Genomic DNA, 25204 nt, shown 5'->3' on the forward strand with positions numbered 1-25204 from the left:
GAGAGGTGTTAAGTGAGAAAACAAAGAACCATAAAACAGCCTATAAAAGCTTCTGGCATAGGATTACATACTGGCAAAAGGGTGGAGATAGAGCTAAATCCCGCAGAAGAAAACAGCGGTATAGTATTCTACAGGGAAGATAAAGGGCAAACTATAGAAGTAAAGCAAGAAAACGTGGTAGACACAACCTTAGCCACAACCCTAGGCAAAAATGGTATATTTATAAAAACAGTTGAACATTTGCTTGCAACTCTATTTGGACTTCATATAGACAATCTATTTATAAGGTTATGGGGGGATGAAGTTCCTATAATGGATGGCTCTGCAGCCCCTTGGGTTTATCTAATAAAAACAGCAGGTATAATTGAACAAAAGGCATACAAAAAAGAGATAATCATTAAAAAACCCATAACCATAAAGGAAAAAGGTAAATTTGTAGCATTAATCCCATCCAAGGATTTTGAAATACATTATTCGATACACTTCGAAAATGCTTTTATAGGCAAACAAAAGCGTGGACTTGTTGTTAATGAACGCTCTTTCATAAAAGAAATTAGTAAAGCAAGGACATTTGGGCTGCTTAAAGATATAGAGTTTCTACAGTCTCAAAATCTGGCTTTAGGCGGGAGTTTAGATAACGCCATTGTTGTCGATGAATATGGCATAGTGAATGAAGACCCGCTTAGATATGAAGATGAGTTTGTAAGACATAAAATATTAGATGCTATAGGTGATTTATCTATTTTGGGATATGACATAAAGGGTAAATATCTTGCTTTCAAATCAGGACATGATTTAAATAATAAATTGATAAGGAAACTCATTGCAGATAAAGAAGCCTACGAAGTGGTAGGAAACCCTTACAGAGAGAGGGTCGTCGGCTCATTAGTTTGGGCTACAAATGAAGGATTATAAAAAGTTTACATAATGTAACTTATCGGAACCAAACAAAATACAAAAAATCATAGGAAAAATGGATTTAATACTTACTAAGTTTAAAGGGTTTGAAATTTTACAACCAAGATATGGATATCATTTCTCAGCAGAACCTTTTGTTTTAACACAAAATTTAGAATTCAAAATCCCTAAAAGAATTGTAGATTTTGGTAGTGGTTGCGGTATAATTTCGGTCATAGTAGCACTTAAAAACCCGAATTCATTTATCTATGCAATAGAGAAAAATAGCAAATACATAGATATAATAAAAAAGAACTTTAAAATAAACAAAATAAATAACGCAATTGTATTAAGGGATGATAGAGAGATTGAAACCAATAGCATAGATTACTTTATCAGCAATCCACCTTATTTTATGGAAGGGAAATTTAGGCTTTCTAAGAAGTATTTGAATGAAAAGTTTGAGTCATATGGAGGAGAAAAACAATTTATATTATATGCAAAACGCCTACTAAAAAGTAAAGGCACGCTGAGATTTACCTTTCATTCCACAAGACTTATAGAAATAATTGATACATTAAGGTTTAATAAATTTGGTATAAAAACAATACAACCAGTTTATGGAAACTTAAATAAAAAATCACCTTTTGTACTGGTAGAGGCAAAATTCGCATCTCCAGATTATGTAGAGATTAAACCCCCTATTGTTTTAAGCCAATTTTACTCTTAAGAGGTTTCTTAAGATGTAAGGTGAAGTATATATTCTGATATCTTTCTTGCAGAAAGCCCGTATTTATCCCTCAGAATTTCCTGACTGCCGTGCTCTATAAAAATATCCGGTAAGGCAAAAGACCTAAACTTTACACCTATACCTTCTTCCATAAAGAATGAAGCAACAGCCTCCCCAAAACCGCCAAGCTTCACATTCTCCTCTATTGTAACAACAACTTTATACTTAGAAAGATTCCTTAATAATTCATAGTCCATAGGTTTTACAAACAAAGCATTAACAATAGTAACTCCTACATTACTTTTAGCTAATTCTTCTTCTACCTTAAGGGCAACTTCATTGCAATTGCCTACAGCTAGTATAGCTACATCATCATTTTCTGCTTTTTTGAGAGTTTGCCACTTCCCTATCTCTATTTTCTCTATTCTATATCTTTCATCTATGGTAGCGCATGTACCACGCGGATACCTCACTGCAACTGGTCCATCATTATAATCAACAGCAAACTCCAACACTTTTTCAAGCTCATAACTATCCTTAGGTGCTATTATAGTCATATTCGGTACAGCCCGTAGATACGATATATCAAACACGCCTTGATGTGTTTCACCATCATCTCCAACGATGCCTGCTCTGTCAATTGCAAATATTACTGGCAAATTTTGCAATGCTATATCGTGTATTATCTGGTCATATGCCCTTTGTAAGAACGTAGAATATATGGCAACAATTGGCTTTATGCCTTTTATTGACAATCCCCCTGCCATGGTAACGGCATGTTGCTCTGCAATGCCCACATCATACACTCTATCAGGGAACTCATTTTTAGCTTTCTGAAGCCCTGTTCCAAGAAGCATAGCAGCAGTTATAGCAACAACATCATCCCTTTTTCTCATTATTTCAACAACCTTATCTCCAAATACAGATGAGCAATTCTTCTTTACAGTCTTAGACTTTATAGGCTCGCCACTTTCAACATCAAACTTACCAATTCCATGAAACAAGGAAGGGTTATCCTCAGCGGGCTTATACCCCTTGCCCTTTTTGGTAACTACATGAATAAGTATAGGGCCTCTAAGCTTCTTTACATTCTCAAATATCTTTATTAAATCCTCAAGCTTATGCCCATTTAAGGGGCCAAAATACTTAAAACCCAACTCCTCAAAAAGAAGCCCAGGAGAGAAGAATTTGAAAGATTCCTCAAGCTTTCTTGCTATTTTCAGTGTAGGCTCCTTAGGAAGAGGCAAAGATTCTATAACCTTCTCTACTTCATCTCTTAACCTATTATAGATAGGGCCGCTCATTTTTTTGGATAGATAAGCAGACAAAGAGCCTAATGAGGGAGAAATAGACATATTATTATCATTGACAACAACAACAAGGTCTGTGTCTATATAGCCAGCATTATCCAATCCTTCGTAAGCTATTCCACACGATAAAGACCCATCCCCTATTATAGCAACAACGTGATCACTGCTATTGGTTAAATCCCTTCCAAGTGCCATACCCAAGGCAGCAGAAATGGAAGTACCTGCATGGCCTACATTGAAGGTGTCGTAAGGGCTTTCTTCTCTTTTTGGGAAACCGCTTAATCCCCCGTATTGCCTTAGTGTAGGAAACCTATCCTTTCTGCCAGTGATTATTTTATGAGCGTATGTTTGATGTCCTACATCCCAAACAAGTTTATCCTCCGGTGTTTCAAATACATAATGGAGGGCAATTGTAAGCTCAACCGCGCCCAATGATGAAGCTAAATGCCCTCCCGTTTTTGAAACATTTCTGATTATATACTCTCTAACTTCATCAGCTAGTATTTCAAGTTCTTTTACAGATAATTTTTTTAAATCTGACGGATAGTTAACTTTCTCAAGAAGCAAAGCTTATTTCCCTTTCTTCAAGATTTTTTTAGCCTCTTTAGCTTCTAAGCTATTAGGAAACTGCTTTATGACTTTTTGTAATAAATAGTTACCATCAACTTTATCACCCATTTTTATGAAAGCTAAACCCTCTTTAAGTGTAGCTTTAGCAATCTTTGAACTCTTTGGGTAGGTATTTATCAAATAATCATAGTTTATGATAGCCCTGTCATATTCACCTTTAGCAAAATAGCTTTCAGCTAAGTAAAACACAGCATCAGGCATAAGCTTTGAATCTTTAAAGTCCTTTTTAAAAGCCTTAAATGCCTCTATAGCTGAACCATAATCCTTCTTTTTAAATAAAGCCAAAGCTTTATCGAATGCCGCCTCATCTTCTGCGACTCTTGGTTGCATCTTAGGCGGTGTGGTTGTTGTTTTAACTTGCGTACTTTGTGATTGGGATATTGCACTCGTCTGGCCTGTTTTTGCAGCAGCTTCAGGTTTTTGTGGCTGAGCAGGTGGAATCTCAGTTGTCTGGGAGTTCTCCTTTAATAAAAGTTTGTTTATTTCATCCTGTATTGTTTGAAGTTGATGCAAAACGCTATCCAACTGTCCTTTTATTTCACCATATTTAACAAGTAGATTCTCCATTTTGAGATAAAGCTGAGCTTGTTGTTGTTGGAGAAGCTTTATGGCCTGCTCATTTTTTATAACCTTAACCTCTATAGAATAGGGGTTCTCGCCCTGCCCTAAGGCAGAGCTACCCCAAACCAAAATACATATAAAAACCACAGCAAATATTCTTTTCATTTACCCTACCCTTTTATTTGGAGAGTATTACAAAATGATCCCTTCTGTTTTTAGCCCAAGCATACTCGTTGTGTGCAGGATCTAATGGTCTACTCTCTCCGTATGAAATGATGTCTATCCTATCTGGGTTTACACCCTTTGCAACCAAATACTTCTTTGCTGCCAAAGCCCTTTTTTGGCCTAATGCTAAGTTGTACTCAACTGTGCCCCTTTCATCACAATTGCCTTCAATTCTTATTCTTACATTTGGATGTTTAACCATATACTGAGCTATACCATCCAAAACGGCAGGAACATTTTGCTTTATACCCCACTTGTTGATGTAGGTTAAATTATACTTATCAAAATTAAAGTGAATATCCGTAAATATGGTTTTTAAATCAACCTTTGCCTGTTGTGTAGTAGTAGCTGGCTTTTCTACAACAATCTTTTTAGGGGCATTCTGTACGCCCTTATGCATACACATACAACCACTCATTAAAAATGCTACACCTATCAAAGAAGCACTAACTAGCTTGCCTTTTCTTTTCATTTTTCCACCTCCAACACTTAAAATTTTATCTCTCCAAAAGAACAAAATGATCCCTTCTGTTTTTAGCCCAAGCATACTCGTTGTGTGCAGGATCTAATGGTCTACTCTCTCCGTATGAAATGATGTCTATCCTATCTGGGTTTACACCCTTTGCAACCAAATACTTCTTTGCTGCCAAAGCCCTTTTTTGGCCTAATGCTAAGTTGTACTCAACTGTGCCCCTTTCATCACAATTGCCTTCAATTCTTACCTTCAACGTAGGATGTTTCAACATAAAAGCGGCGATTCTATCAAGTATAGCTTTTGGCTTTTCGTTTATGCCATATTGATTAATCGGCTCAATTTCAAAACTATTGAATTTAAAATGAATATCTACTGCAACCTTATCAAAATGTTTTTTAGCATCCTCAAACGAAGCAAAATCACTGCCTTCAATGGTATTTAAAGATGGATACTTAAGCGTTGAAGATTTTATCTGGGGATTATTTACCTCATTCTGAGACTGGCTTTTTACATACTTAGGAGATGAAGAACATCCATAAATACCAAAAAGACCTACAATCAAGATCAATACAATAATTACTCTCTTCATTCTCCCTCCATTTACTGTAATTTAGAGCTAACGCTCAATCCATTATATATTAACTTACTTTCCATTGCAACAGAGTAATTTCCATTTATGGTGTTTACTACAAATATGGCATTCTTATTTCCTACTCTTCCCGTCAGAGCGACGAACCTTGAGTCATAGGCCCAACTTGGCGAATCTAAACTATTACCCTTCATAACAACCCTATCATTGCTTCCGTCTATATTCATGACTTTAAGATACGTTGTACCGTTGTCTATAGAGATATAGGCAATCTTTTTACCATCGGGCGAAACAGCCGGACTTGAGTTGTATTTCCCATTAAAGGTTAGCCTAACAGGTGAGTCAAATGAACTTAAATCTTTTATGTAAATCTGAGGATTGCCACCCCTGTTTGACACAAACACCATTTTAGAGAAATCAGGTGTAAATGTAGGAGAAACATTTATACTCGGATCGTTTGTCAGTTTTTTTATAACCCTTCCCCTTGCGTTCACTGCATATATATTAACGCTGCCAAATCTGTTAAAAGGTATAGCAAAATAGCCCATATACCTCGATGCTGATATGCTAAGGTTTGAATTACTAAACAATTTACTCAATTTTCCACTAAAAACATTAAACAAAAACAGAGCTGGTTTACCGTATCTGTATGAAAGAAATGTCAGCTCATCATCAGATACCCATTTAGGAAGAATATTAAAATTATGCCAATTGGTTATTCTAACGACATTTTCCCCATTAAAATCACATACATAAATATCACTTACCCTACCGTCTCCTAAAGCAAAAGCTATTTTACTTTCAAATGGACCATATACACCCGTTACATAACCAATCAGAACATCTACAACCCTATTTGCCAGCCAGCCTAATGAGTATTCATTTGTAGTATAGGTTTTTTCAAATAAAACACTATTCTTTAATACATCTGTAATCCTTACATTTACATAAATAGACTTACCTTCAATATAAGCATCGCCATATATTACATAATCCAGGTTATCCAGCTTTGCTATCCCATTAACTACTTTAGAGGGGGCATCATATGAAAAATGTTGGGTTTCATCCCAACTAAATAGGCCAGAAACCTTTAAGTCCCTTTTAAGTGTTGATAAAAATCTCTTCGATATAGAGGTGGGTGTATTTTTAACAAAACCCCATAAACCTATATTTATGGGTTTATATTTTGGGTTTGATATCTCAATTTTAAAGGTATCTGCTTGGGCATTTAATCCAATAAATACAATAAATGCCAAAAACACAACAAATCTTTTCATTGCTTCTCCCTACTATCAAAGGTTATTATAAACTCAACAACGCCATCACTCAAAATTTCCTTTGGTGGTGGAGTAAAAGGTTCTGATGATCTAATAGCATCTATCACCGTTCCATCAAAGTAGGCGTTACCTGAGCTTTTCAATATTCTTAGATTAATCAAATTTCCTTTGTAATCAAGTTTTATTTTTACAGTAGTTATAAAAACATTATCATCTATAACATCTTTAGAGACACCCCAATTGTTATATATAGAGCTTTGAATGATATTTACATAGCCAGCGGATAAGGCCTTTTTATAACTCTTTTGGGCTTCTTGTTGGCTTGCCAGATGTTTCTTTAAAGTTTCAATCTTTCTTCTTAAGAGCTTTTCTCTCAACTCTTCTACCTTGACCTGTTCCTGTAATTTTTTAATTTTAGTTTCCACATCGATCTTCTTTACAATTTTATTTTTCGGTTTAGGCTTAGGTTTAAGTTTTTTAGGTTTCATTTTTGGCTTTAGTTTATGCTTAGGCTTTTTTACAATAACATTAGAGGTTTTCTTTGTTGTCTTATTCTGTTTAGGTTTCTCGTTTTTTATCTGAAGTATATTAACAGTATATATAGGAGCTTGTTTAACAAACAAAGCATGGCTTTTATTAAATAAAATAAAGGCAACTACAAACAGCAGATGGACTAAAATAGAAAAGAAAATGCTAACAAATTTCATTGTCGAGGTTGAGTGGCAAGCCCTACCTTAGATATACCTGCGGATTTAACCATATCTATTAAATGTATAACCAGCCCATATCTAACATCCTTATCCGACTTAATAATAACACTTTTATCCTTATGGGCCTTTAAAAAATCCTCAAGCGCATCTTGCGTTATTAATACTTTATCAAGATAGTAATGTCCATTCTTATCTATAGAAATTATGACATTCTTCTTTTCGATCTTTGTCTGACCCGACTTTGTCTTTGGTAAATTTACCCTTATTCCTTTAACCAACATAGGGGTCGTAACCATAAATATAACTAATAATACAAGCATTACATCGACCAGTGGTGTTATATTTATATCAGAAAACGAACCCCTGTTTGTTTTTCTTCTCATTTTAACGGGACAAAGCCTCTAAGAATCCATCGAGCTCATTGAGAAGGGAAGATAGTTTTGTATGGAGTATATTATAACCGATAACAGCAGGAACTGCTACAAATATACCTGCGGCCGTCGTAATTAAGGCCTCGGAAATTCCAGGGGCCACTGTAGCTATAGTAACACTTTGAACATTACCTATGTTATTAAAGGCGTTTATAATACCCCATACCGTTCCAAATAGACCCACAAAGGGGGCTGTGGCGCCTACAGAGGCAAGCCACGGAAACCCCCCTTCTAATTCCCTTGCTATCATCTCAAAAAAGGTAAAAGCCGAAGATGAAGACTCTTTATTCAGAAGATAAAGTTTTCCTGCTATTGAATCAGACGCTTTTGCAAACGCCTCCAGCGATGTTTTATCCTTTGTTTCAATGAATTTGTTTAAAAATACCTTGTTTTTCCTATCAAGCCCTTTAAGCTGAAGCCACTTGTAGAAAATAAACGCCCAGGAAAAAACAGACATAACAGCCAATATAATTAATACAGCTACAGCAACACTGCCTACATGAGAAAACCCAAAATATACATTACCCATTATGAAGTCAACTCCAACATCTTTTCGTAGGTTTTAACTTTTCTTCTTATAAGCTCATAATTCGCATCACCTTGTTTCAACGAAGAAAGTTCATTTTTATACTCCTGAAGTTTTTCTTTTGCTTCCTCTATGTTTATCTCTTCCTTCGACAAAACATCATCGGCTATTACGACTATATTATCTTCTGTTATCTCGAAATACCCACCAACTATCAAATACCTTTTTTTATCATTATCAGCAATATGAACATCTATAATACCCACATCCAGCACTGTAACAAAGCTTTCATGGCCAGGCAATACACCAAACTCACCCACCTGTCCTGGTGCTGAAATATATTCTATTTTGCCCTCAAATATACTCTTTGATGGCGTAACTATACTACAGTTCAACGGCACTTTATCCTCCTATACAAGTGTTTTAGCCTTCTCTAATGCCTCATCGATAGTGCCAACCATATAGAATGCCTGTTCTGGTATCTCATCATGTTTACCGTCTATTATTTCTCTAAAACCTTTTATTGTCTCCTGGATTGATACGTATTTACCGCTCATTCCTGTAAACTGTTCAGCAACAAAGAAAGGCTGAGACAGAAATCTTTGAATCTTCCTTGCCCTATTAACAATAACTTTATCTTCCTCAGAAAGTTCTTCCATACCCAAGATAGCTATAATGTCCTGAAGCTCTTTGTATCTCTGTAAAATCTCCTGAACTTGCCTTGCAGTCTCATAATGCTCTCTACCAACAACAGCTGGGTCTAAAATTCTTGATGTTGAATCAAGTGGATCAACAGCAGGGTAGATTCCAAGCTCTGCAAGCTTCCTTGAAAGAACAGTCGTAGCATCTAAGTGTGAGAATGTTGTGGCAGGTGCCGGGTCCGTTAAATCGTCTGCAGGGACATATATTGCCTGAACAGATGTAATAGAGCCTTTCTTTGTAGATGTAATCCTTTCCTGAAGCTCACCCATATCTGTACCCAATGTCGGCTGATAACCAACAGCAGAAGGAATTCTTCCCAATAATGCCGAAACCTCAGAACCAGCTTGGGTAAAGCGGAATATATTATCGATAAAAATCAAAACATCCAGGTGTTTTTCATCCCTGAAATACTCAGCAACTGTAAGCCCTGTTAAACCTACTCTTGCCCTTGCTCCAGGTGGCTCGTTCATCTGACCATAAATTAGAGCAGCCTTATCCAAAACACCGGATTCCTTCATCTCGTTCCATAAGTCGTTTCCTTCCCTCGTTCTCTCTCCAACGCCACAGAAAACAGAATATCCTCCATGATGCATAGCAACATTATGAATAAGCTCCATGATCAAGACCGTTTTTCCAACACCAGCGCCACCGAATAGACCTGTTTTACCACCCTTAGCATATGGGCACAAAAGGTCAATAACCTTAATTCCTGTTTCAAACATCTCAGAACTTGTAGACTGCTCTTCGAGAGGTGGAGCATCCCTATGGATAGGCCACCTAACATCAGAGCTTATGGGACCTAACTCATCGACTGGTTCTCCAACAACGTTCATAATCCTTCCAAGCACAGGTTCACCAACAGGCGTGGTTATGTAGTTGTTTGTGTTCTCAACCTCAGTTCCTCTCACAAGACCATCAGTTGAATCCATAGCAATTGTTCTAACTCTTTTCTCACCAAGGTGCTGTTGAACCTCTAAGATAAGGTCAGCCGTAGCCCCCTCAATCTTATCTTTTTCTATTTTTAAAGCCGTATATATAGGTGGCAACTCACTACTCTCAAATTCAACGTCAACTACTGGTCCTATAACCTGAACGATCTTACCTTTTTCTGCCATCGTTAACACTCCTTCTCCTTTTATTGTTTCATAGCTTCAATACTTGTTGTTATTTCAATAAGCTCTTTTGTAATTGATGCCTGCCTTGCCTTGTTAAACTCAAGAGTTAGACTCTTAATCATCTCTCCAGCGTTGTTTGTTGCAGCATCCATAGCAGTCATCCTAGCAGCATATTCACCAGCTAAGGATTCAAGCATACTGCCGTAGAGTTCCATTTTAACATACTTAGGCAACAATTCATTCAATACGGTTTCTTTATTTGGTTCGAATAAAAACTTCTCCTCCACCTGCCCGCTAGTCGGCACCTTATCGCCTATATAAACAGGCAGCACTTTTTTAACAGTAACCTTTTGTACTAAAACATTCACAAACCTATTATATACAACATAAACTTCATCACTCTTCTCATCGGAAAAATCAACAATAATCTTATCCATTATATCGCTGGCCACAGAAAACTCAGCTTTATCTTTTAAGATATCACTGTATGCCTCTTTTGGTCTTATTCCCCTAAATTTAAAGTAAGTATGGGCAAATCTTCCTATGAGAATAAGGTTTACATTTTTCCCCGCAAACTTTGTATTAATGAGCCTCTCTGTCTCCTTGAGAACATTATGATTGAAAGCTCCACATAAGCCTCTATCAGATGTAATCACTATTAAGTCTACATTTTTTACATCTCTGAAACGCAATAACTTATTATCCAGATGAGATGAAGAACTAACCAAGGCACCTATCATCTGCTCAAGTTTATTTCTGTAGGGTCTAAACATCAATGCTGCTTCCTGAGTTTTTCTCAGTTTAGCAGCAGCAACCATCTTCATAGCCTTGGTTATCTGCTGAGTCTTTTGGATACTGGTTATTTTTCTTTTTATATCTCGCATGCTAACAGCCATTGCTCTACTCCCCTCTTAGGGTTTGAAAACCTTTTTGAATTCTTCTAATGCCTTATCCATTTTAGCTTTAAGCTCATCATCTATTTTTTTCTTTTCTTTAATTTCAGTCAGTATGTCTGGGTGTTTTTCCTCAACAAATTTATACAATTCAGCTTCGAATTTTTGAACATTCTCAACGGCTATATCATCAAGATATCCATTATTTCCAGCATAAATTATCAATATCTGTTTCTCAACAGGTAGCGGCGCATAAGGAGGCTGTTTTAGAATCTCTGTAAGCCTTGCTCCTCTATTAAGTTGCTGCTGCGTAACCTTATCCAAATCCGAACCAAACTGAGCGAAAGCTGCAAGCTCTCTGTACTGAGCCAAAGCAAGCCTCAACATTCCTGCAACTTGTTTCATTGCTTTAATCTGGGCTGCACCACCGACCCTTGAAACTGAAATACCAGCGTTAACAGCAGGTCTAATTCCACCATAGAAGAGATCTCCTTCTAAGTAAATCTGACCATCTGTAATGGAGATAACGTTTGTTGGAATATAAGCAGAAACGTCTCCAGCTTGTGTTTCAATAATAGGCAGAGCCGTTAAAGAGCCGCCACCGAGTTCATCGGAGAGTTTTGCTGCACGCTCAAGTAGTCTTGAATGCAAGTAGAAAACATCACCAGGATATGCCTCCCTACCTGGTGGCCTTCTAAGAAGTAAAGAAACCTGCCTGTATGCCTGGGCGTGTTTTGTTAAATCGTCGTAGATTATAAGTGCATGCATCCCGTTATCTCTAAAATACTCACCCATAGCAACACCGGCATATGGGGCTATATACTGAAGCGGTGCTGGATCAGATGCTGTTGCTGCAACTATAGTGGTGTATTCCATAGCGCCCATCTCTTCTAATTTTTTCCAGATTCTTGCTACAGTGGACCTCTTCTGTCCAACGGCAACATATATACAGTAAACATCTGTATCCTTCTGGTTAATTATTGTATCCAAAGCAATCTGGGTTTTACCAATCTGCCTATCACCAATAATAAGCTCCCTTTGTCCTCTTCCGATAGGAATCATAGCATCTATTGCCTTGATTCCTGTCTGGAGAGGCTCTTTAACCGACTGTCTTTGAACTATGCCAGGTGCTTTAACCTCGATTCTTCTATAATGTTCACTCTCTATGGGACCTTTTCCATCTATAGGTTCACCCAAAGCATTTACCACTCTACCAACCAATGCCTTACCAACCGGGACTTGAGAAATCCTCTTTGTCCTTTTAACCTTGTCGCCCTCTTTAATATCCTTGTCATCACCTAAAACAACAACACCGACATTATCTTCTTCAAGGTTTAAAGCCATGCCTATAACGCCATTCTCAAACTGAACAAGCTCATTAGCCATAACATTGGAAAGTCCATAAACCCTTGCAATACCATCACCAACACTCAGGACGGTTCCCGTTTCACTTATATCGATAAACTCTTTGGCGTTCTCTATCTCTTTTTTGATGACTTCACTGACTTCACTTGCCTTAATCTGCATTTACCCTTTCCTCCTTTATCTAAACTGAAAGTCTTAATAATCTTTGCTCTAAATTAGAAAGATAGGTCTTTACACTACCGTCATAGACCACATCCTTAACCTGAACAATAATGCCAGCAATTAAATCTCCATCAACAAAGAATTCAAACTCAACATCTTTATTAAGCTTTTTACTTAGCTGTTCTTTTAGTTTATTCTTTTCTTCACTATCAAGCTCAACAGCACTTTTAACAATTGCCTTTACCCTTCCCTTTTTCTCATCAACTAATTCTTCAAATATTTCCACTATCTGGCTAAATAGCGCAAACCTTCCTTTTCTAATTACATAATTCAAAAAATCAGCCAACATTTCATTATTCACCAACTGTTCAATGACTTTTTTCTTATTATCAGTTGACACAACATAAGTGGATAAATACTCCAAAACCTGGGGATTCTCGCCAAAAAAGGCATCAAGTTCCTTTAACATCTTCAAAATTTCATCTTCATCCAACCCTTTATCCGCACATACTCCCAAAAGTGCCCTTGCATACCTAATTGAAACCTTTCTATCAATCATTGTTGCAAGCTCCTTATAAATTTATCATTGATTTTTGCATGCTCATCTTTAGATAGATTGCTAAACTTTTCTTTTAAGTTTGCTATTGTTTCTTCGCTCATGCTTTTTAACAACTCCATCTTTGCCTTAGACAAAATTGATGCTTTTTCCTCTTCTATAGAGTTCCTAATTCTCTTTATGGTCTGCTCAAGCTCTGCAAGAATCCTCTGTTTTTCGCTTTCTGCCATAGATTCAAACGTTTCTATTATTCTTCTAATTTCATCCTCTAAGGCTTTAAGCTTTTCTTCTGTCTCTCTTAAAAGCTTCTCCGCCTCTTCTTTTGCTCTTTTTGCATTCTCAAACTCACCTACTATACTCTCTTTTCTACCTCTAAAAAAGTCGGCAACAGGTTTTTTCAAAAAGTAGTAAAGAATGGCGATAAAGAGGATAAAATCTATAATCCTCCACAGCATATGAGGCTCCATAGATGAGCCCTCCTCAGCAGCAAAAACAATGGTTGGCAATACCAAAATCAACACTAAACCAAAAAAGACTTTTAGAATTTTTTTAATCATCTTCTCCCCCTACCCTACAAGCTGTTTGTAAATTTTATTAGATAACTCTATACTGTAATCCTTTGATGAGGCGAGTTCTATCTCAATCTCTTTTTTAACCTCATATTCAAACTTACCTATCTCCTCAAATGCCTTTTTACTTTCCTCAGCTACCTTTTCTTCTTTCTCTTTCAAGGCAACATTAACAGAGGAATTGTAAGATTCTTTTGCCTGTTTTTCAGCTTCTTGAAGCCTTAGGGAATATTCTTGCTCGTTCTTTTGGGCTTCTTGTTTTAGATGCTCAGCAGTTTTTTCAAGCTCATCAATGGTAGAGAGCCTCTCTTTAATTTTGCTCAGCAGCGGCTTATACAAAAGGAAATTGAGCAGTACAAGAACAATCCCAAAAGCCACCATCTGCGCAAAAAGAGTAGAATCGATATTTATCATTTCAAACCTCCAACCAACCCAATGTGTAAAAAATTTTCGGCTTAAAATACCATAAGCAAAATTTGATGTCAACTAATAGATGGCTATTCTACAAGGATGCACTTAACTCTCTGTTGTATTTCATTAAAAAATGGTTCGATATCACCTCTTGTTAAAGATTTTTCTATGGGGCCACGCTCTTCTTTGGGTATTATCAAAATCTCTATATCGTTCTCATTTAAAAACTTTAAAATCTCCTCCGCTGTTTTTCCATGCAATTCAATCCTTTCTATTTCGACATCCTGATGTTCTTCTTTTATGGCATGCTCAAGTTTTCTCATTATGGCATCGCCTATATTCTCCAAACTTTTAGCCATATCTTCTCTAACATAACCCATACCCTCACCTGAATAAAAATCGACATCATTAACAAAAACAAGATGTATTCTTCTTTTGTTTTTCTGCTTTGCTATACTAGCTGCTTTTTTAGCAGCTTTCACCCCAGCCTCAGAACCTTTAGCTATAACAACAACCTCATATTTCCCCATCTATCTCAACCTCCTAATAATAACCATACCATACCTATAGCAACAGATATAGCCGTTGCTGGTACTCCAACCTTTAAAAATTCTTTGAAAGTTATAGGATAGCCTGTTCTCTCGGAAATTCCAGCCGTTACAACATTGGCACTGGCTCCTATAAGGGTCCCATTACCACCCAAACACGCACCCAACGCTAAAGCCCACCATAGGGTATTGCCCGCATCCGGTATAGTTCTTGTAAGATAAGCAACAACAGGTAACATAGTCGCCGTAAATGGTATATTATCTACAATGGCAGAGGCTATGGCGCTTACCCAAATTATAAGTATGATAGCCAAAGCTAAGCTATTTCCGGCTAAGTCTTTAACCCAATTAGCAACCATCATTATAACACCGGTTTGAACACTCGCCTCAACTATAACAAACAACATCATAAAGAAAACAAGCGTAGTCCACTCAACCTCATGCTCCATCATCTCTGTTATATCCACACCACTAAATAGTAGTATTAACGATGCTCCTATCATAGCAGCAATAGAAGGCTCCATATGTAAAAAACCATGCGTAACAAACAAAACTATAACAAAACCCAAGATAAACAAGCAGTAGTTTAAGAGTTTTTTGTCGGTTATTTTGTACTCTTCTTTTAATTTCTGTAAAAGTTCATCCACATTTTCTATTCTACCTTTTTTATACTCCTTACCAAAGAAGAACTTCATAACAAATACATTGACAATAAGAATTATGGTAATCACATCGGCCAAATTTATAAGAAACTGATTAAATGTAAGATGGGCATAAGAACCTATCATTATGTTTGGAGGATCTCCTATCAATGTAGCAGTGCCACCCATGTTTGAGGCTATAACCTCAGGTATTAAAAGACTCAACGGATTTATGTTTAACATCAATGCTATCTCTATAGAAACCGGCGCAATCAAAAGCATCGTCGTAACATTATCTAAAAATGCAGACACTACAGCCGTAACAAACATCAGTATAATAGACAATTTAAATACATTGCCTTTACTCAAAGCGTAAGATTTATAAGCCAGCCACTGAAAAATCCCTGTTTTCTTCATAACGCCAACTATTATCATCATGCTCATTAAAAGCAATATAACATTGAAATCTATACCTTTAACAGCTTCTTCAAATGACAGCACAAAATAACTCTCATTAAAGGTCCCAAGTGTATAGGAAACAAATAGAAGCACGCTTGCACCAAACAGAGCAGCTACGGTTCTGTGGAGCACTTCAAAAGATATCAATGCAAATGTCAATACAAGCACACCTAAGGCTATCCAAAATGCTGGCGTTATAGCTCTATGGAGCGTTTCATTGACAGAAGATATGTATATATCACTTCCGTCTGGGAGCTTTGAGTGGAGTATATTCTCTATAGGTTTTTCAATCGTCTTATAGGTAGTTTTATCGAACCTTATATACACATCCCGAGGATTTATGGAGTTTTTTATTTTTGTCTCAATAAAATAAGTTCCTTCATCGGTAGTTTCACTTTTTGCTATAATCTTGTGGTTGTAGAGTATTTCAACCTCAACTCCATCTATACCTGCTCCATGTTCGTTTTTTAGTATCCCCCCTACTCTTAAAGTAGCAGCATTACTAAATCCTACAGTCAGAAAAATAAGCAACACACCAAGTAAAAAGGTTTTCTTCACCCGCCTATCCTCCTTAGAAACTCATCTAGTTTATCCAAGCTATCTAAAACAAATTCAACTTTATATTTGTTATTTTTAAATCTAATTTTAGCTGGATAGCTAGTAACAGTCTTTAATTTTTCCTCTATTTCTTTTAACTGTTCTATCTGCTTTGAGTCATAAGCTGCTTTTTCTGCTTCTCTAACGCTAAGCTTTTCTTTTTTTATTTTTTCTGCAAGCTTAACCTGCTCTTTATTATCCTTCAAAGCCAACAATGCTCTGGCATGACCTGCACTTATCTGGCCGCTTTTTAGCATTTCTATTACTTCGTTTGGAAGTTTCAAGAGTCGTAGCGTATTGGCTATAGTAGCCCTATCTTTGCCAATCCTTTTTGAAAGCTCCTCTTGAGTATAACCAAAATTTTCCATCAAACGCTTGTAGGCTAAAGCTTCCTCTATAGGATTTAAGTCCTTTCTCTGTATGTTTTCTATTAAGGCAATCTCAGCTGCTTCCTCATCTGACAATTCTCTAACAATAGCAGGAATAGATGAAAGACCGGCCATTTTGGCCGCTAAAAATCTACGTTCTCCCGCCACTATTTGATATTTTCCATTTGATTCCCTAACTATGATTGGTTGAATAACACCCTTCTCCTTTATAGACTCTGCAAGTTCTTTAAGTTTTTCTTGTTCAAACTCCTCCCTTGGCTGAAATGGGCTTTTCTCTATTAAATCTAACTCCAGGACAGATATTCTATCTTCATATTCTACACTTAAATCTCCGAATATAGCCTCAATTCCTCTACCAAGTCCCGTTTTTTTAGGCATATCTCAAAACCTCTTTGGCCAAAGATAAATAGCTTTTACTTCCAGGGCACTTTATGTCGTATGTGATGGCAGACTTGCCAAAGCTGGGCGCTTCAGACAACCTTACATTCCTCGGTATAAGTGTTTTGAATATGTATTTAGGGAAATGCCTTTTAAGCTCCATCTCAACCTGTTTGGATAGATTGTTTCTCTTATCGTGCATGGTAAGCAGAATGCCCTCGATCTTTAGCGTAGGATTAAAGGTTTTTTTAACAAGGTTTATTGTATGCAATAGCTGAGCAAGTCCTTCCATTGCAAAATACTCGCACTGAACAGGAACCAAAACAGAATTGGCAGCCACCAAAGCGTTTATCGTTAAAAAACCCAAAGAGGGCGGACAGTCTATTAAAATATAATCAAAATCCTTGATATCCTTGAGCAGCTCCTTGAGTATCCTCTCCTTGTTCTTCTTGTGTGATAGCTCCACCTCGGCTCCTATCAGCGAGATGTTTGAAGGCACTATAAATAGATTCTCCATCTCTGTGGGTGTGATCAAGGATTTAAGCGTCCTTTTGCCGATCAAAGCGTGGTATACACAAATATCCTTCTCCACGCCCAGCCCACTTGTGGCATTACCCTGAGGATCCATGTCTATTATCAAAACCCTTTTACCAAAAACCGCCAACGACGCACCCAAATTGATGGCTGTGGTGGTCTTACCCACACCGCCTTTCTGATTGGTAATAGCTATAGTTCTCATCGTTTCACCATCTCAAGATAGCTAAGCATTTTTTCACAAGCATCCCTTCTACACAAATCAAACGCATTCTCAGACATAACTCTCAATCTGTCAGCCGTTAAAGATGATATAAAAGTGTGAAGTGTTTTTCCACTTAAATCTTTGTCCTCAATTATAATTGATGCTTCATTATCTAAAAAATACTTAGCATTATAGTATTGGTGGTTGTAAATTGCATAGGGATACGGAATCAAAATGGATCCCAGGCCGGCGCATGCAATCTCGCTCAGGGTGGAGGCTCCAGACCTGCAAATTATAAAATCTATCCCTTTATAAAAGCTCTCCATATCCTCTATGAAATCCACCACCTGCCAGTTCTTACCGTTTCTTTTATAGGCGTCTTTAACCCTACTATAATCCTCAACACCTGTCTGATGTATAACATCTATATCCAGGTCAAATTCAGACAACTCAATCATGGAGTTATTGATGCTTCTTGCGCCTCTGCTGCCACCAACAACGCCAAGCTTAAGCCTGCCATCAAATAAGCGATGCTTGCCTTTCGTCTTTATCCTTGTGGGATTGCCCACAACAATAGAACCCCTCAAGAATTGAGCCGTGTAATCAAAATTTACAAATACAAGGTCAACCAGCCTGGACAACAACCTGTTGGCCTTACCCGGAATGGAGTTCTGCTCAAGTATCGCGCTTTTTCTCCTTAAAATCACGCATGAAAGAACCACAGGCAAGCTGACATAACCGCCAAAACCCACGCAGAATTCAGGCTTGAGTTTTTTTATTACGCCTATTGAGTGAATCAGGGCATCAAGGTTGGCAAAACCATTTACAAATCTATCTTTCAAGCCCTTTCCCATGATGCCTTTGGATTTTAAAAGCACATAATCAAATGGATACTTTTTTAATATCCTGTTTTCTATTCCATAAACAGAGCCTATGATAACAGGATTATAACCTCTATCTTTCAAAAACCTTGCAAACTCTATAGCTGCAAATAGGTGTCCACCCGTTCCGCCGCCAGTTAAAACTACATTTTTCATTCTTCACTAACAATACTTCTGGTTTTTGAGCTATCAAACACCTTCTTGACTCTATAGATCCTATCAGCTATAGATTTAGCCTCATCACTGTGTGTTATCATTATGACCTGATTCTTATCCGAGTAATCCTTTATCAGGTTTAAGACTGCCTTCAGCGTCTTGCCACTCACCCCGGTTTCTATCTCATCCAACAAAAGCGTCTGAGCTGTGGATCTTATATCGGCAATTGCCCGTTTTAAGGATAGAATAAAGCGGGATCTCTCCCCTCCGCTTGCCACCTTATCTATCGGAGCAGGTTTCAAATCCGGGTTTGCGCTAAATGCGATAGATACGCTATCAAATCCATCCTTTGACATGCCAACCCTATCAAAATTAATAAAAACAACAGTCTTATCAAGCATAAGCTCTTTTAGGTATTTTACTATTTCCCCTTTGAGTTTTTCAGCCTTTTCCTTTCTTTTACTGCTAAGAACTTCAGCCTTATCTATAGCCTGTTTCTTTGCCTCATCCATCCTCTTTCTGGTATCCTCAAGTTCAAAAACAAGCCTTTCCTTTTCTTTTATTAACTCTTTAAGCTTTTCTGCATGCTCTATGATTTTATCTAACGTCCTGGAGAACTTCCTTTGCAACTCCTCAAGCTCAAATAACCTTGCCTGGATTTTATCTATATCCTCATCTTGATAGCTCTTATCCAAAATCTGCTCAAACTCACCCCTTGCAATGTTGAGCTTCTCCACAGCCTCAAAAAACAACTCATAAGCATCAAGCTCAAAGCCGCTAAATTTTAGTTTTTCAAGCATATCGACGCTTCTTTGCAGCACATCAACAACGCTGTTTTCTGCATCATAGACATCATTTAAAATCCTTAATGCGTGTTCCTTTGCTAAAGATATAGACTTTATACGCTTGGATAAATCCAAAAGCTCCTCATACTCACCAGGTCTGGGGTTAACCTTTTCTATGGCATCGAGCAAAACCTCAGGATGCATGTTGTCTATCTCATCAAGCCTATTCTCAATGGCTTTTAGTTTATCGGACAACCCAAGAAACTCAAGGAAGGCCTCCCTAAAAGACTCTTTAGCTTCGCTATCTATCAGGCTATCTATAACCTCAAGCAGGGATTTAGAAGAAAAAGCATCCACCCTGTAATCATACGACACAACGCCCAAAAGCAACTCCTTGATTGCTGCTGCCACCTTTGATGTTATAGGCTCATGATTTAAAAGGATCCTGGATTTTCCCTTTTTTATAATCCTGATCAAAACTATCTCATCTGCATCTATATCAAATGCCTCAAGACCGATCTTCTGATCTTCATTCAACTCAAAAAAAAGCTTTATAGTGGTCTTATCGCCAAAATTACCGACAACACCCGTGTCAACCTTGCTTGAAAATACACTGTCTATAGCCTTCAATATCAAAGACTTGCCGCTTCCAGATTCACCCACTATAGCTGTTAAACCCTTTGATGGTTCAATAGTGCATTTCTCTATCGTTAAAAAGTTCTCTATCTCTATACGCCTCAACATTTCAGGCTTCTAATCTTTCTTTCTTCCCAGTTGAGCTTGGTTCTCAATACATCAAAGTAATTCTTATCCCTCTGCGTGATTATCTTTATCTTCCTTTTGGATTTACCAACAACCATCCTGTGTTTTTTTGTTATCCTATAGCCGATTTGACCATCCAGAGTGGCCATAACATCGTCTATCTCCTCATCCATCATCACTGTAAGCTCGGCATCAACGGGAAGGACAAGCGGCCTGTTTGATAGTGTATGCGGACAGATAGGTGTTATAACAACGCAATCCATTGTTGGATATATTATAGGCCCTCCAGCTGCCAGATTATAAGCCGTTGAGCCAGAAGGCGTTGATATGATCAAACCATCAGCGTGGTAAACGGCCACATGATAGATGTTTGAGCTTATTCTCGCTTTGACCCTCAAAGGCACTATCCTCGCCAGCGCCCCTTTATTTACAACAGCATCGTTGAAAACGGTTTTCTTTATTATCAGTTCATCACCCTCATAAAGCTTTACATCCAACATCATCCTTTCTTCTATGTGATACTCGTTTCTAATAAACACACTATCCAACACCCTATACATCTCAGACAAAGGCACCTCGGTCAGAAACCCCATCCTACCCAAATTTACACCCAAAATCGGTATATCCTTCTTAGACTCATTCACCGAACGGGCAGCAGAGATAAATGTTCCATCCCCGCCTAAAACCAGGATCATATCAACATATCCGGCAAGTTTATGCCTTTCTATGCCGTTCTCATTTAAAACCGATGCAGCTTCCTCACCAAGCACAACCTCAACACCTAAACCCTTTAGATGACTGACGAGTTGTTTTATTATCTTGTCTATATTCTCAACCTTTGTCTTAGCAATTACACCAACCTTTTCAAACATCTATCCTCCAAAATAAGCCCTTTTTATTCTCAATTCATCCTGAAAATCCTCAGAGTTTCCCGTATCCGTTATAACGCCGTTTTTTAATACATAAACCCTATCGGCCACCTTAACGGTTTTATTCACATTTTGTTCAACCACAAGAACGGTAAATCCAGACTCTTTCATAAACACTATTATATCAAACAACTGTTTTACAAGCTTTGGCGACAAACCAGCCGAAGGCTCATCAAGCATAATAAACCTGGGTTTTCTCAAAAGCAGTTGAGCCAAAGACAACATCTGCTGCTCACCCCCGCTTAAAAGGCCGGCTTTTAGATATAACTTATCCTTAAGATTGGGAAACATCTCAAAGATTTCCTTACTCTCATTCTTAAAATAACCCTGAACTCCACTTTTTATCTTACTAAATGCGGCTATTATGAGGTTATCATACACACTCAGATCGGCAAACACAGTGCGCCTATCGGGAAGATAGGCCATGCCCATCCTCATTATCTTATAGGTCTTTGTATTGGTTATATCCTTATCCAGAAAACTAACCCTGCCGCTTTTATTTACAACATTCACAATTGCATTTAAAAGCGTCGTTTTGCCACTGCCGTTTGAGCCTATCACAGCCACAGCCTCACCCTGCCTTACCTCTATAGAAACGCCCTTTAGTGCTTTAGCCTTCCCGTATGAGACACAAACATTATCAACCTTAAGCATCATCCACCCAGATACGCCTTGATCACCCTGTCGTCGTTTGTTATTTCACTCGGCAACCCTTCTGCTATCTTTCTGCCGCTATCCATAACCACAACCGAATGCGAGCAGTTAGCCACAAACTCAATATCATGCTCAATAAGCAGAATAGATACACCCCTCTCCCAGATCCTGAATATAGCATTGAGCAGCTTATCCGTCTCAGTTTCGTTAAGACCTGCAGCCGGCTCATCAAGTAAAATGAGCTTTGGCTCTGCCACCATAGCCCTCGCAAGCTCAACGAGCCGCTTAACGCCAAAGGGCACCTCAGAAGGCATCTTATAGGCATAATCCTCTATCTTCAAAAAACGCATAGACCTTTCTACCCTTTCGAAGATAGCTTTTTCAGATTTACTCACTATGCCAAATGCAACCTTCAACGGATTAAACTCACCCTTTGTATGCAAACCCACTGCTATGTTCTCGGCTATTGTGAGGCTATCCACAAGCCTGATATTCTGAAATGTCCTTGTTATGCCCAACAAAGCAAGCTCAAACGGCTTTAGTTTTGTTAGCTGTTTATCCAAAAACCAGACTTCACCACTATCCGGCCTATACAGACCGCTGATAATGTTAAAAAGGGTCGTTTTACCTGCACCGTTTGGGCCAATTAAAGCCTTTATCTGCTTCTGCTTAACATCAAAACTAACACCATCAATAGCTTTTATACCACCAAAAGACTTGGATATGTTTGAAACCCTCAGTATTGGCGTTTTTTCCATCGAACAAAACCACCTAAACCCTCTGGCATAAACATAACCATCACAACAAGCAAAAGACCATTAAATATAGGCCAGTAATCTTGAAGCGACGTAATAAGGTTGGGTATAACTTCCAAAAATACAGCCATAACAAGACCACCAAATATACTACCCATGCCACCAACAAACATCATAACCACATAATTTATCGATTTTAGAAGGCTAAACGATGTAGGAGATATAAAACCTATGTAAAAAGCAAAAAGAGAACCCGCAAACGAAGCATAAATGCAGCTTATAACAAATGCTATAATTTTATATTTATGTGTATTTATACCAAATGAGAGGGCAGCCTGTTCTGCCAAATTTGTGGTTTTAAGAGCCCTGCCGAATGCCGAGGATGTAATGTTTTTGGCAATAAAGGCAAACGCAAACACCAAAACCCAGATAAAGAAGTAAAACTTCCTCTCATTATCAAAGACAAACCCGCCGATGGAAAGCATCGGTATGCCAACCAAACCCTGATGGCCTCCAGTTATCGAGCTTAAATTGTTGGCAAGCATATAGATAATCTCACCTATAGCTAAAGTGGCCATAGCCAAATAGTGCCCTTTCAGTTTTAGGGTGGGATAAGCCACAAACAAAGAAACCAAGCCTACAATAAAAGCCGTTATAAACATAGAAATCCAAGGGGATAAACCAAACTTAATAGAAAGAATAGCAGATATATAAGCACCAAGGCCTACAAAACCCGCATGACCTAACGATATCTGACCAGCAAAGCCAGAAAGTATGTTTAAACCGATTACAACTATAGAGGTTATAGCCGCAACAGACAGCATATTCAAAACAAAAGGATTCTTGGCAACAACCCCAACAAGCAACATAACCGCCACAAAAACGGCTATAGCATCAAACTCTCTCATCACACCCTCTCAACATCCTTAGAGCCAAATATACCCTCAGGTGCAATAAAAAGCACAGCAATCATAACCACAAAGGCAACCATATCTTTATAAGATGAGGAGACATATCCTGCAGCTAAAGACTCGCTAATTCCTATAACCAAACCACCAACTACGGCGCCTATATTGTTTCCAAAACCTCCAACTACGCTTGCAGCAAAACCTTTAAGCCCAAACATCAATCCCATGTCGTATTTAACAAAACTAATGGGTGCAATCACAGCCCCGCCAATTGCACCAACAAGACCGCTTATAAAAAAGCTCATGGCGCTTAAATTTGACACATTAACACCAAAAAGCCTGCAAGCAAGCGGATTAAGCGAGCTTGCTAAAAACAATTTTCCCGTTAAGGTCTTAGAAAAAAACCAAAACAAAATACCAACCAAAAAGACAACAACAAAAAAAACAACCAAATATTGACTTGAGAATGTCAAATTGGCCAAGTTTATGCTTTCAAAAGACAAAAAGTTTCCCACTGGATAAGCGTTTTTGCCAAATATTACCATTGTTACACCTCTAATGAGCACAGATATGCCTATGGTAAGGATTATCAAAGAAAGCTCAGTGGGCCTTTTTGTGTTTTTTATAAAGATAAAATAAACCAAGATACCAACAACACCCACAAACACCGAAGAGACCAATAAAGACAGAAAAACAGGCCAGCCTAAACCAAGAAGATAAAACTCAACAACACCACCCAGCATTATAAACTCACCCTGAGCAAAGTTCACTATCCTTACCGATGAATAGATTATATTAAAGCCTATCGCAACAAGAGCATATATAAGACCGGTTATTATACCGTTTATTGTGTATTGGATAAAGGTCTCTATAACATACCCTCCAGCTTCTCAGCCTCTTTTTTGAATAGACCAGCTGTCAGATCATCTATGTTGCAGAAATGGATCTCGTTTAGATTTTTGGCTTTTTTTAAGAATTCCACAGCTGTTGTAAATATGATATGGGCAGCCCTCTCTTTTGGAAAGCCAAAAATACCCGAACTTATAGCCGGCAATGATACGCTTTTTATACCCTTATCTTCTGCCAACTTTAATGCACTCAAAACGGCACTTTTGAGCTTATCATCCTCATCACCCTCGCCCCAAACAGGGCCGACTGCATGGATTACATATTTAGCTTTTAGTTTCCCTGCAGTAGTAATTGCAGCAGATCCCGTTGGGACATAGCCAATCTTATCGCTCTCCTCTTGTATTTCATACCCGCCCTTCCTAACAATGGCACCGGCAACTCCACCACCGTGCTTAAGATGGGAATTAGCCGCATTAACAATAGCCTCCGTATCCTCCTCTGTAATATCACCCTGAATAACCTTGACAATTTTATCTTCAATCTTCAACTCTTTTAAAATTTCCATCTTTTGCCCTCCTTTGGTTGGTATCCCTTTTTTATTCCTACAGATTTTCTAAGTTCAAAAGTTATTAATAAATAA

29 protein-coding genes are annotated in these 25204 nt (G+C 37.9%); 2 read left to right on the forward strand and 27 right to left on the reverse strand.

The features are described from left to right. The first annotated feature begins 12 nt into the window (after positions 1-12). Both lpxC and HIPMA_RS05075 read left to right on the forward strand, forming a co-directional pair. Positions 13-915 carry a UDP-3-O-acyl-N-acetylglucosamine deacetylase gene (gene lpxC, locus HIPMA_RS05070; RefSeq protein ID WP_013681988.1) on the forward strand — a complete coding sequence of 301 codons (903 nt, stop codon included), beginning with the start codon at positions 13-15 and terminating at the stop codon, positions 913-915. Between the two features lie 58 nt (positions 916-973). Further along, positions 974-1627 carry a tRNA1(Val) (adenine(37)-N6)-methyltransferase gene (locus HIPMA_RS05075; protein ID WP_013681989.1) on the forward strand — a complete coding sequence of 218 codons (654 nt, stop codon included), beginning with the start codon at positions 974-976 and terminating at the stop codon, positions 1625-1627. Between the two features lie 8 nt (positions 1628-1635). Here HIPMA_RS05075 and dxs read toward each other — a convergent pair whose 3' ends face one another. The 27 genes from dxs to HIPMA_RS05210 all read right to left on the reverse strand — a co-directional run bounded on the left by dxs (position 1636) and on the right by HIPMA_RS05210 (position 25129). After that, the gene (gene dxs / locus HIPMA_RS05080; protein ID WP_013681990.1) at positions 1636-3504 is read right to left on the reverse strand and encodes a 1-deoxy-D-xylulose-5-phosphate synthase; all 1869 of its coding nucleotides are present in this window, start codon (positions 3502-3504) and stop codon (positions 1636-1638) included. Positions 3505-3507: 3 nt separating this feature from the next. Beyond that, a complete protein-coding gene (gene ybgF, locus HIPMA_RS09160; RefSeq protein ID WP_013681991.1) occupies positions 3508-4293 on the reverse strand; it encodes a tol-pal system protein YbgF in 786 nt (261 codons plus the stop codon). 13 nt (positions 4294-4306) lie between these two features. Beyond that, positions 4307-4825 (reverse strand): peptidoglycan-associated lipoprotein, encoded by a 519-nt coding sequence (locus tag HIPMA_RS05090; protein WP_013681992.1) that lies wholly within the window; start codon positions 4823-4825, stop codon positions 4307-4309. A gap of 25 nt (positions 4826-4850) precedes the next feature. Next, complete coding sequence (locus tag HIPMA_RS05095) at positions 4851-5417, reverse strand: OmpA family protein (RefSeq protein WP_013681993.1); 567 nt, start codon at positions 5415-5417, stop codon at positions 4851-4853. An 11-nt stretch (positions 5418-5428) separates the two neighbouring features. Then, positions 5429-6694, reverse strand: a complete 1266-nt coding sequence (locus tag HIPMA_RS05100; RefSeq protein WP_013681994.1) for an LpqB family beta-propeller domain-containing protein — start codon at positions 6692-6694, stop codon at positions 5429-5431. Next, the gene (locus HIPMA_RS09165) at positions 6691-7401 is read right to left on the reverse strand and encodes an energy transducer TonB (protein WP_013681995.1); all 711 of its coding nucleotides are present in this window, start codon (positions 7399-7401) and stop codon (positions 6691-6693) included. Before HIPMA_RS09165 ends, HIPMA_RS05100 begins: the two co-directional genes overlap by 4 nt. Then, positions 7398-7787 carry an ExbD/TolR family protein gene (locus HIPMA_RS05110; RefSeq protein WP_013681996.1) on the reverse strand — a complete coding sequence of 130 codons (390 nt, stop codon included), beginning with the start codon at positions 7785-7787 and terminating at the stop codon, positions 7398-7400. The genes HIPMA_RS09165 and HIPMA_RS05110 overlap by 4 nt, the downstream gene beginning before the upstream one ends. Before the next feature lies 1 nt (position 7788). Further along, a complete protein-coding gene (locus HIPMA_RS09830) occupies positions 7789-8364 on the reverse strand; it encodes a MotA/TolQ/ExbB proton channel family protein (RefSeq protein ID WP_013681997.1) in 576 nt (191 codons plus the stop codon). Then, positions 8364-8762 (reverse strand): ATP synthase F1 subunit epsilon, encoded by a 399-nt coding sequence (gene atpC, locus HIPMA_RS05120; RefSeq protein ID WP_013681998.1) that lies wholly within the window; start codon positions 8760-8762, stop codon positions 8364-8366. The genes HIPMA_RS09830 and atpC overlap by 1 nt, the downstream gene beginning before the upstream one ends. 9 nt (positions 8763-8771) lie before the next feature. Further along, complete coding sequence (gene atpD, locus HIPMA_RS05125; RefSeq protein ID WP_013681999.1) at positions 8772-10178, reverse strand: F0F1 ATP synthase subunit beta; 1407 nt, start codon at positions 10176-10178, stop codon at positions 8772-8774. A 20-nt stretch (positions 10179-10198) separates the two neighbouring features. Then, complete coding sequence (atpG, locus tag HIPMA_RS05130; protein WP_013682000.1) at positions 10199-11074, reverse strand: ATP synthase F1 subunit gamma; 876 nt, start codon at positions 11072-11074, stop codon at positions 10199-10201. A gap of 15 nt (positions 11075-11089) precedes the next feature. After that, positions 11090-12598: a F0F1 ATP synthase subunit alpha gene (gene atpA / locus HIPMA_RS05135; protein WP_013682001.1), complete on the reverse strand. Its 1509-nt coding sequence runs from the start codon at positions 12596-12598 to the stop codon at positions 11090-11092. Between the two features lie 19 nt (positions 12599-12617). Continuing rightward, positions 12618-13157, reverse strand: a complete 540-nt coding sequence (gene atpH / locus HIPMA_RS05140) for an ATP synthase F1 subunit delta (protein WP_013682002.1) — start codon at positions 13155-13157, stop codon at positions 12618-12620. Then, a complete protein-coding gene (locus tag HIPMA_RS05145; protein ID WP_013682003.1) occupies positions 13154-13711 on the reverse strand; it encodes a F0F1 ATP synthase subunit B in 558 nt (185 codons plus the stop codon). The genes atpH and HIPMA_RS05145 overlap by 4 nt, the downstream gene beginning before the upstream one ends. Positions 13712-13720: 9 nt before the next feature. After that, the gene (locus tag HIPMA_RS05150; RefSeq protein ID WP_013682004.1) at positions 13721-14137 is read right to left on the reverse strand and encodes a F0F1 ATP synthase subunit B; all 417 of its coding nucleotides are present in this window, start codon (positions 14135-14137) and stop codon (positions 13721-13723) included. An 83-nt stretch (positions 14138-14220) separates the two neighbouring features. After that, the gene (locus HIPMA_RS05155) at positions 14221-14664 is read right to left on the reverse strand and encodes a universal stress protein (protein WP_013682005.1); all 444 of its coding nucleotides are present in this window, start codon (positions 14662-14664) and stop codon (positions 14221-14223) included. A gap of 5 nt (positions 14665-14669) precedes the next feature. Continuing rightward, the gene (locus tag HIPMA_RS05160; RefSeq protein ID WP_013682006.1) at positions 14670-16340 is read right to left on the reverse strand and encodes an ArsB/NhaD family transporter; all 1671 of its coding nucleotides are present in this window, start codon (positions 16338-16340) and stop codon (positions 14670-14672) included. Next, complete coding sequence (locus HIPMA_RS05165) at positions 16337-17146, reverse strand: ParB/RepB/Spo0J family partition protein (protein WP_013682007.1); 810 nt, start codon at positions 17144-17146, stop codon at positions 16337-16339. The genes HIPMA_RS05160 and HIPMA_RS05165 overlap by 4 nt, the downstream gene beginning before the upstream one ends. Next, positions 17139-17885, reverse strand: a complete 747-nt coding sequence (locus tag HIPMA_RS05170; protein WP_013682008.1) for a ParA family protein — start codon at positions 17883-17885, stop codon at positions 17139-17141. The genes HIPMA_RS05165 and HIPMA_RS05170 overlap by 8 nt, the downstream gene beginning before the upstream one ends. Further along, a complete protein-coding gene (gene murG / locus HIPMA_RS05175) occupies positions 17882-18922 on the reverse strand; it encodes an undecaprenyldiphospho-muramoylpentapeptide beta-N-acetylglucosaminyltransferase (RefSeq protein WP_013682009.1) in 1041 nt (346 codons plus the stop codon). The genes HIPMA_RS05170 and murG overlap by 4 nt, the downstream gene beginning before the upstream one ends. Next, entirely contained in the window at positions 18919-20451 is a 1533-nt protein-coding gene (locus tag HIPMA_RS05180) for an AAA family ATPase (protein WP_013682010.1), read from the reverse strand. Before HIPMA_RS05180 ends, murG begins: the two co-directional genes overlap by 4 nt. Further along, positions 20445-21341: an NAD(+)/NADH kinase gene (locus HIPMA_RS05185; RefSeq protein ID WP_013682011.1), complete on the reverse strand. Its 897-nt coding sequence runs from the start codon at positions 21339-21341 to the stop codon at positions 20445-20447. Before HIPMA_RS05185 ends, HIPMA_RS05180 begins: the two co-directional genes overlap by 7 nt. Then, complete coding sequence (locus HIPMA_RS05190; RefSeq protein WP_013682012.1) at positions 21342-22055, reverse strand: ABC transporter ATP-binding protein; 714 nt, start codon at positions 22053-22055, stop codon at positions 21342-21344. It abuts the gene before it with no gap. Continuing rightward, entirely contained in the window at positions 22052-22810 is a 759-nt protein-coding gene (locus HIPMA_RS05195; protein ID WP_013682013.1) for an ABC transporter ATP-binding protein, read from the reverse strand. The genes HIPMA_RS05190 and HIPMA_RS05195 overlap by 4 nt, the downstream gene beginning before the upstream one ends. Beyond that, positions 22789-23715 carry a branched-chain amino acid ABC transporter permease gene (locus HIPMA_RS05200; protein ID WP_013682014.1) on the reverse strand — a complete coding sequence of 309 codons (927 nt, stop codon included), beginning with the start codon at positions 23713-23715 and terminating at the stop codon, positions 22789-22791. Before HIPMA_RS05200 ends, HIPMA_RS05195 begins: the two co-directional genes overlap by 22 nt. After that, positions 23715-24587: a branched-chain amino acid ABC transporter permease gene (locus tag HIPMA_RS05205; RefSeq protein WP_013682015.1), complete on the reverse strand. Its 873-nt coding sequence runs from the start codon at positions 24585-24587 to the stop codon at positions 23715-23717. The genes HIPMA_RS05200 and HIPMA_RS05205 overlap by 1 nt, the downstream gene beginning before the upstream one ends. After that, positions 24584-25129: a macro domain-containing protein gene (locus HIPMA_RS05210; protein ID WP_013682016.1), complete on the reverse strand. Its 546-nt coding sequence runs from the start codon at positions 25127-25129 to the stop codon at positions 24584-24586. Before HIPMA_RS05210 ends, HIPMA_RS05205 begins: the two co-directional genes overlap by 4 nt. Positions 25130-25204: the final 75 nt, after the last annotated feature.

The sequence above is a fragment of the Hippea maritima DSM 10411 genome (assembly GCF_000194135.1).
Lineage (GTDB): Bacteria > Campylobacterota_A > Desulfurellia > Desulfurellales > Hippeaceae > Hippea > Hippea maritima.

Excerpts from the sequence above, each read along its gene's own strand:
- atpA (WP_013682001.1), bottom strand. The coding sequence starts at position 12,598 with ATGCAGATTAAGGCAAGTGAAGTCAGTGAAGTCATCAAAAAAGAGATA.
- ybgF (WP_013681991.1), bottom strand. The coding sequence starts at position 4,293 with ATGAAAAGAATATTTGCTGTGGTTTTTATATGTATTTTGGTTTGGGGT.
- HIPMA_RS05165 (WP_013682007.1), bottom strand. The coding sequence starts at position 17,146 with ATGCCTAAAAAAACGGGACTTGGTAGAGGAATTGAGGCTATATTCGGA.
- HIPMA_RS05170 (WP_013682008.1), bottom strand. The coding sequence starts at position 17,885 with ATGAGAACTATAGCTATTACCAATCAGAAAGGCGGTGTGGGTAAGACC.
- HIPMA_RS05150 (WP_013682004.1), bottom strand. The coding sequence starts at position 14,137 with ATGATAAATATCGATTCTACTCTTTTTGCGCAGATGGTGGCTTTTGGG.
- HIPMA_RS05090 (WP_013681992.1), bottom strand. The coding sequence starts at position 4,825 with ATGAAAAGAAAAGGCAAGCTAGTTAGTGCTTCTTTGATAGGTGTAGCA.
- HIPMA_RS05075 (WP_013681989.1), top strand. The coding sequence starts at position 974 with ATGGATTTAATACTTACTAAGTTTAAAGGGTTTGAAATTTTACAACCA.
- atpG (WP_013682000.1), bottom strand. The coding sequence starts at position 11,074 with ATGGCTGTTAGCATGCGAGATATAAAAAGAAAAATAACCAGTATCCAA.
- HIPMA_RS05100 (WP_013681994.1), bottom strand. The coding sequence starts at position 6,694 with ATGAAAAGATTTGTTGTGTTTTTGGCATTTATTGTATTTATTGGATTA.
- atpH (WP_013682002.1), bottom strand. The coding sequence starts at position 13,157 with ATGATTGATAGAAAGGTTTCAATTAGGTATGCAAGGGCACTTTTGGGA.
- HIPMA_RS05200 (WP_013682014.1), bottom strand. The coding sequence starts at position 23,715 with ATGAGAGAGTTTGATGCTATAGCCGTTTTTGTGGCGGTTATGTTGCTT.
- HIPMA_RS05145 (WP_013682003.1), bottom strand. The coding sequence starts at position 13,711 with ATGATTAAAAAAATTCTAAAAGTCTTTTTTGGTTTAGTGTTGATTTTG.
- atpD (WP_013681999.1), bottom strand. The coding sequence starts at position 10,178 with ATGGCAGAAAAAGGTAAGATCGTTCAGGTTATAGGACCAGTAGTTGAC.
- HIPMA_RS09165 (WP_013681995.1), bottom strand. The coding sequence starts at position 7,401 with ATGAAATTTGTTAGCATTTTCTTTTCTATTTTAGTCCATCTGCTGTTT.
- HIPMA_RS09830 (WP_013681997.1), bottom strand. The coding sequence starts at position 8,364 with ATGGGTAATGTATATTTTGGGTTTTCTCATGTAGGCAGTGTTGCTGTA.
- HIPMA_RS05110 (WP_013681996.1), bottom strand. The coding sequence starts at position 7,787 with ATGAGAAGAAAAACAAACAGGGGTTCGTTTTCTGATATAAATATAACA.
- HIPMA_RS05190 (WP_013682012.1), bottom strand. The coding sequence starts at position 22,055 with ATGATGCTTAAGGTTGATAATGTTTGTGTCTCATACGGGAAGGCTAAA.
- HIPMA_RS05095 (WP_013681993.1), bottom strand. The coding sequence starts at position 5,417 with ATGAAGAGAGTAATTATTGTATTGATCTTGATTGTAGGTCTTTTTGGT.
- murG (WP_013682009.1), bottom strand. The coding sequence starts at position 18,922 with ATGAAAAATGTAGTTTTAACTGGCGGCGGAACGGGTGGACACCTATTT.
- HIPMA_RS05180 (WP_013682010.1), bottom strand. The coding sequence starts at position 20,451 with ATGTTGAGGCGTATAGAGATAGAGAACTTTTTAACGATAGAGAAATGC.
- HIPMA_RS05210 (WP_013682016.1), bottom strand. The coding sequence starts at position 25,129 with ATGGAAATTTTAAAAGAGTTGAAGATTGAAGATAAAATTGTCAAGGTT.
- HIPMA_RS05155 (WP_013682005.1), bottom strand. The coding sequence starts at position 14,664 with ATGGGGAAATATGAGGTTGTTGTTATAGCTAAAGGTTCTGAGGCTGGG.
- HIPMA_RS05185 (WP_013682011.1), bottom strand. The coding sequence starts at position 21,341 with ATGTTTGAAAAGGTTGGTGTAATTGCTAAGACAAAGGTTGAGAATATA.
- HIPMA_RS05195 (WP_013682013.1), bottom strand. The coding sequence starts at position 22,810 with ATGGAAAAAACGCCAATACTGAGGGTTTCAAACATATCCAAGTCTTTT.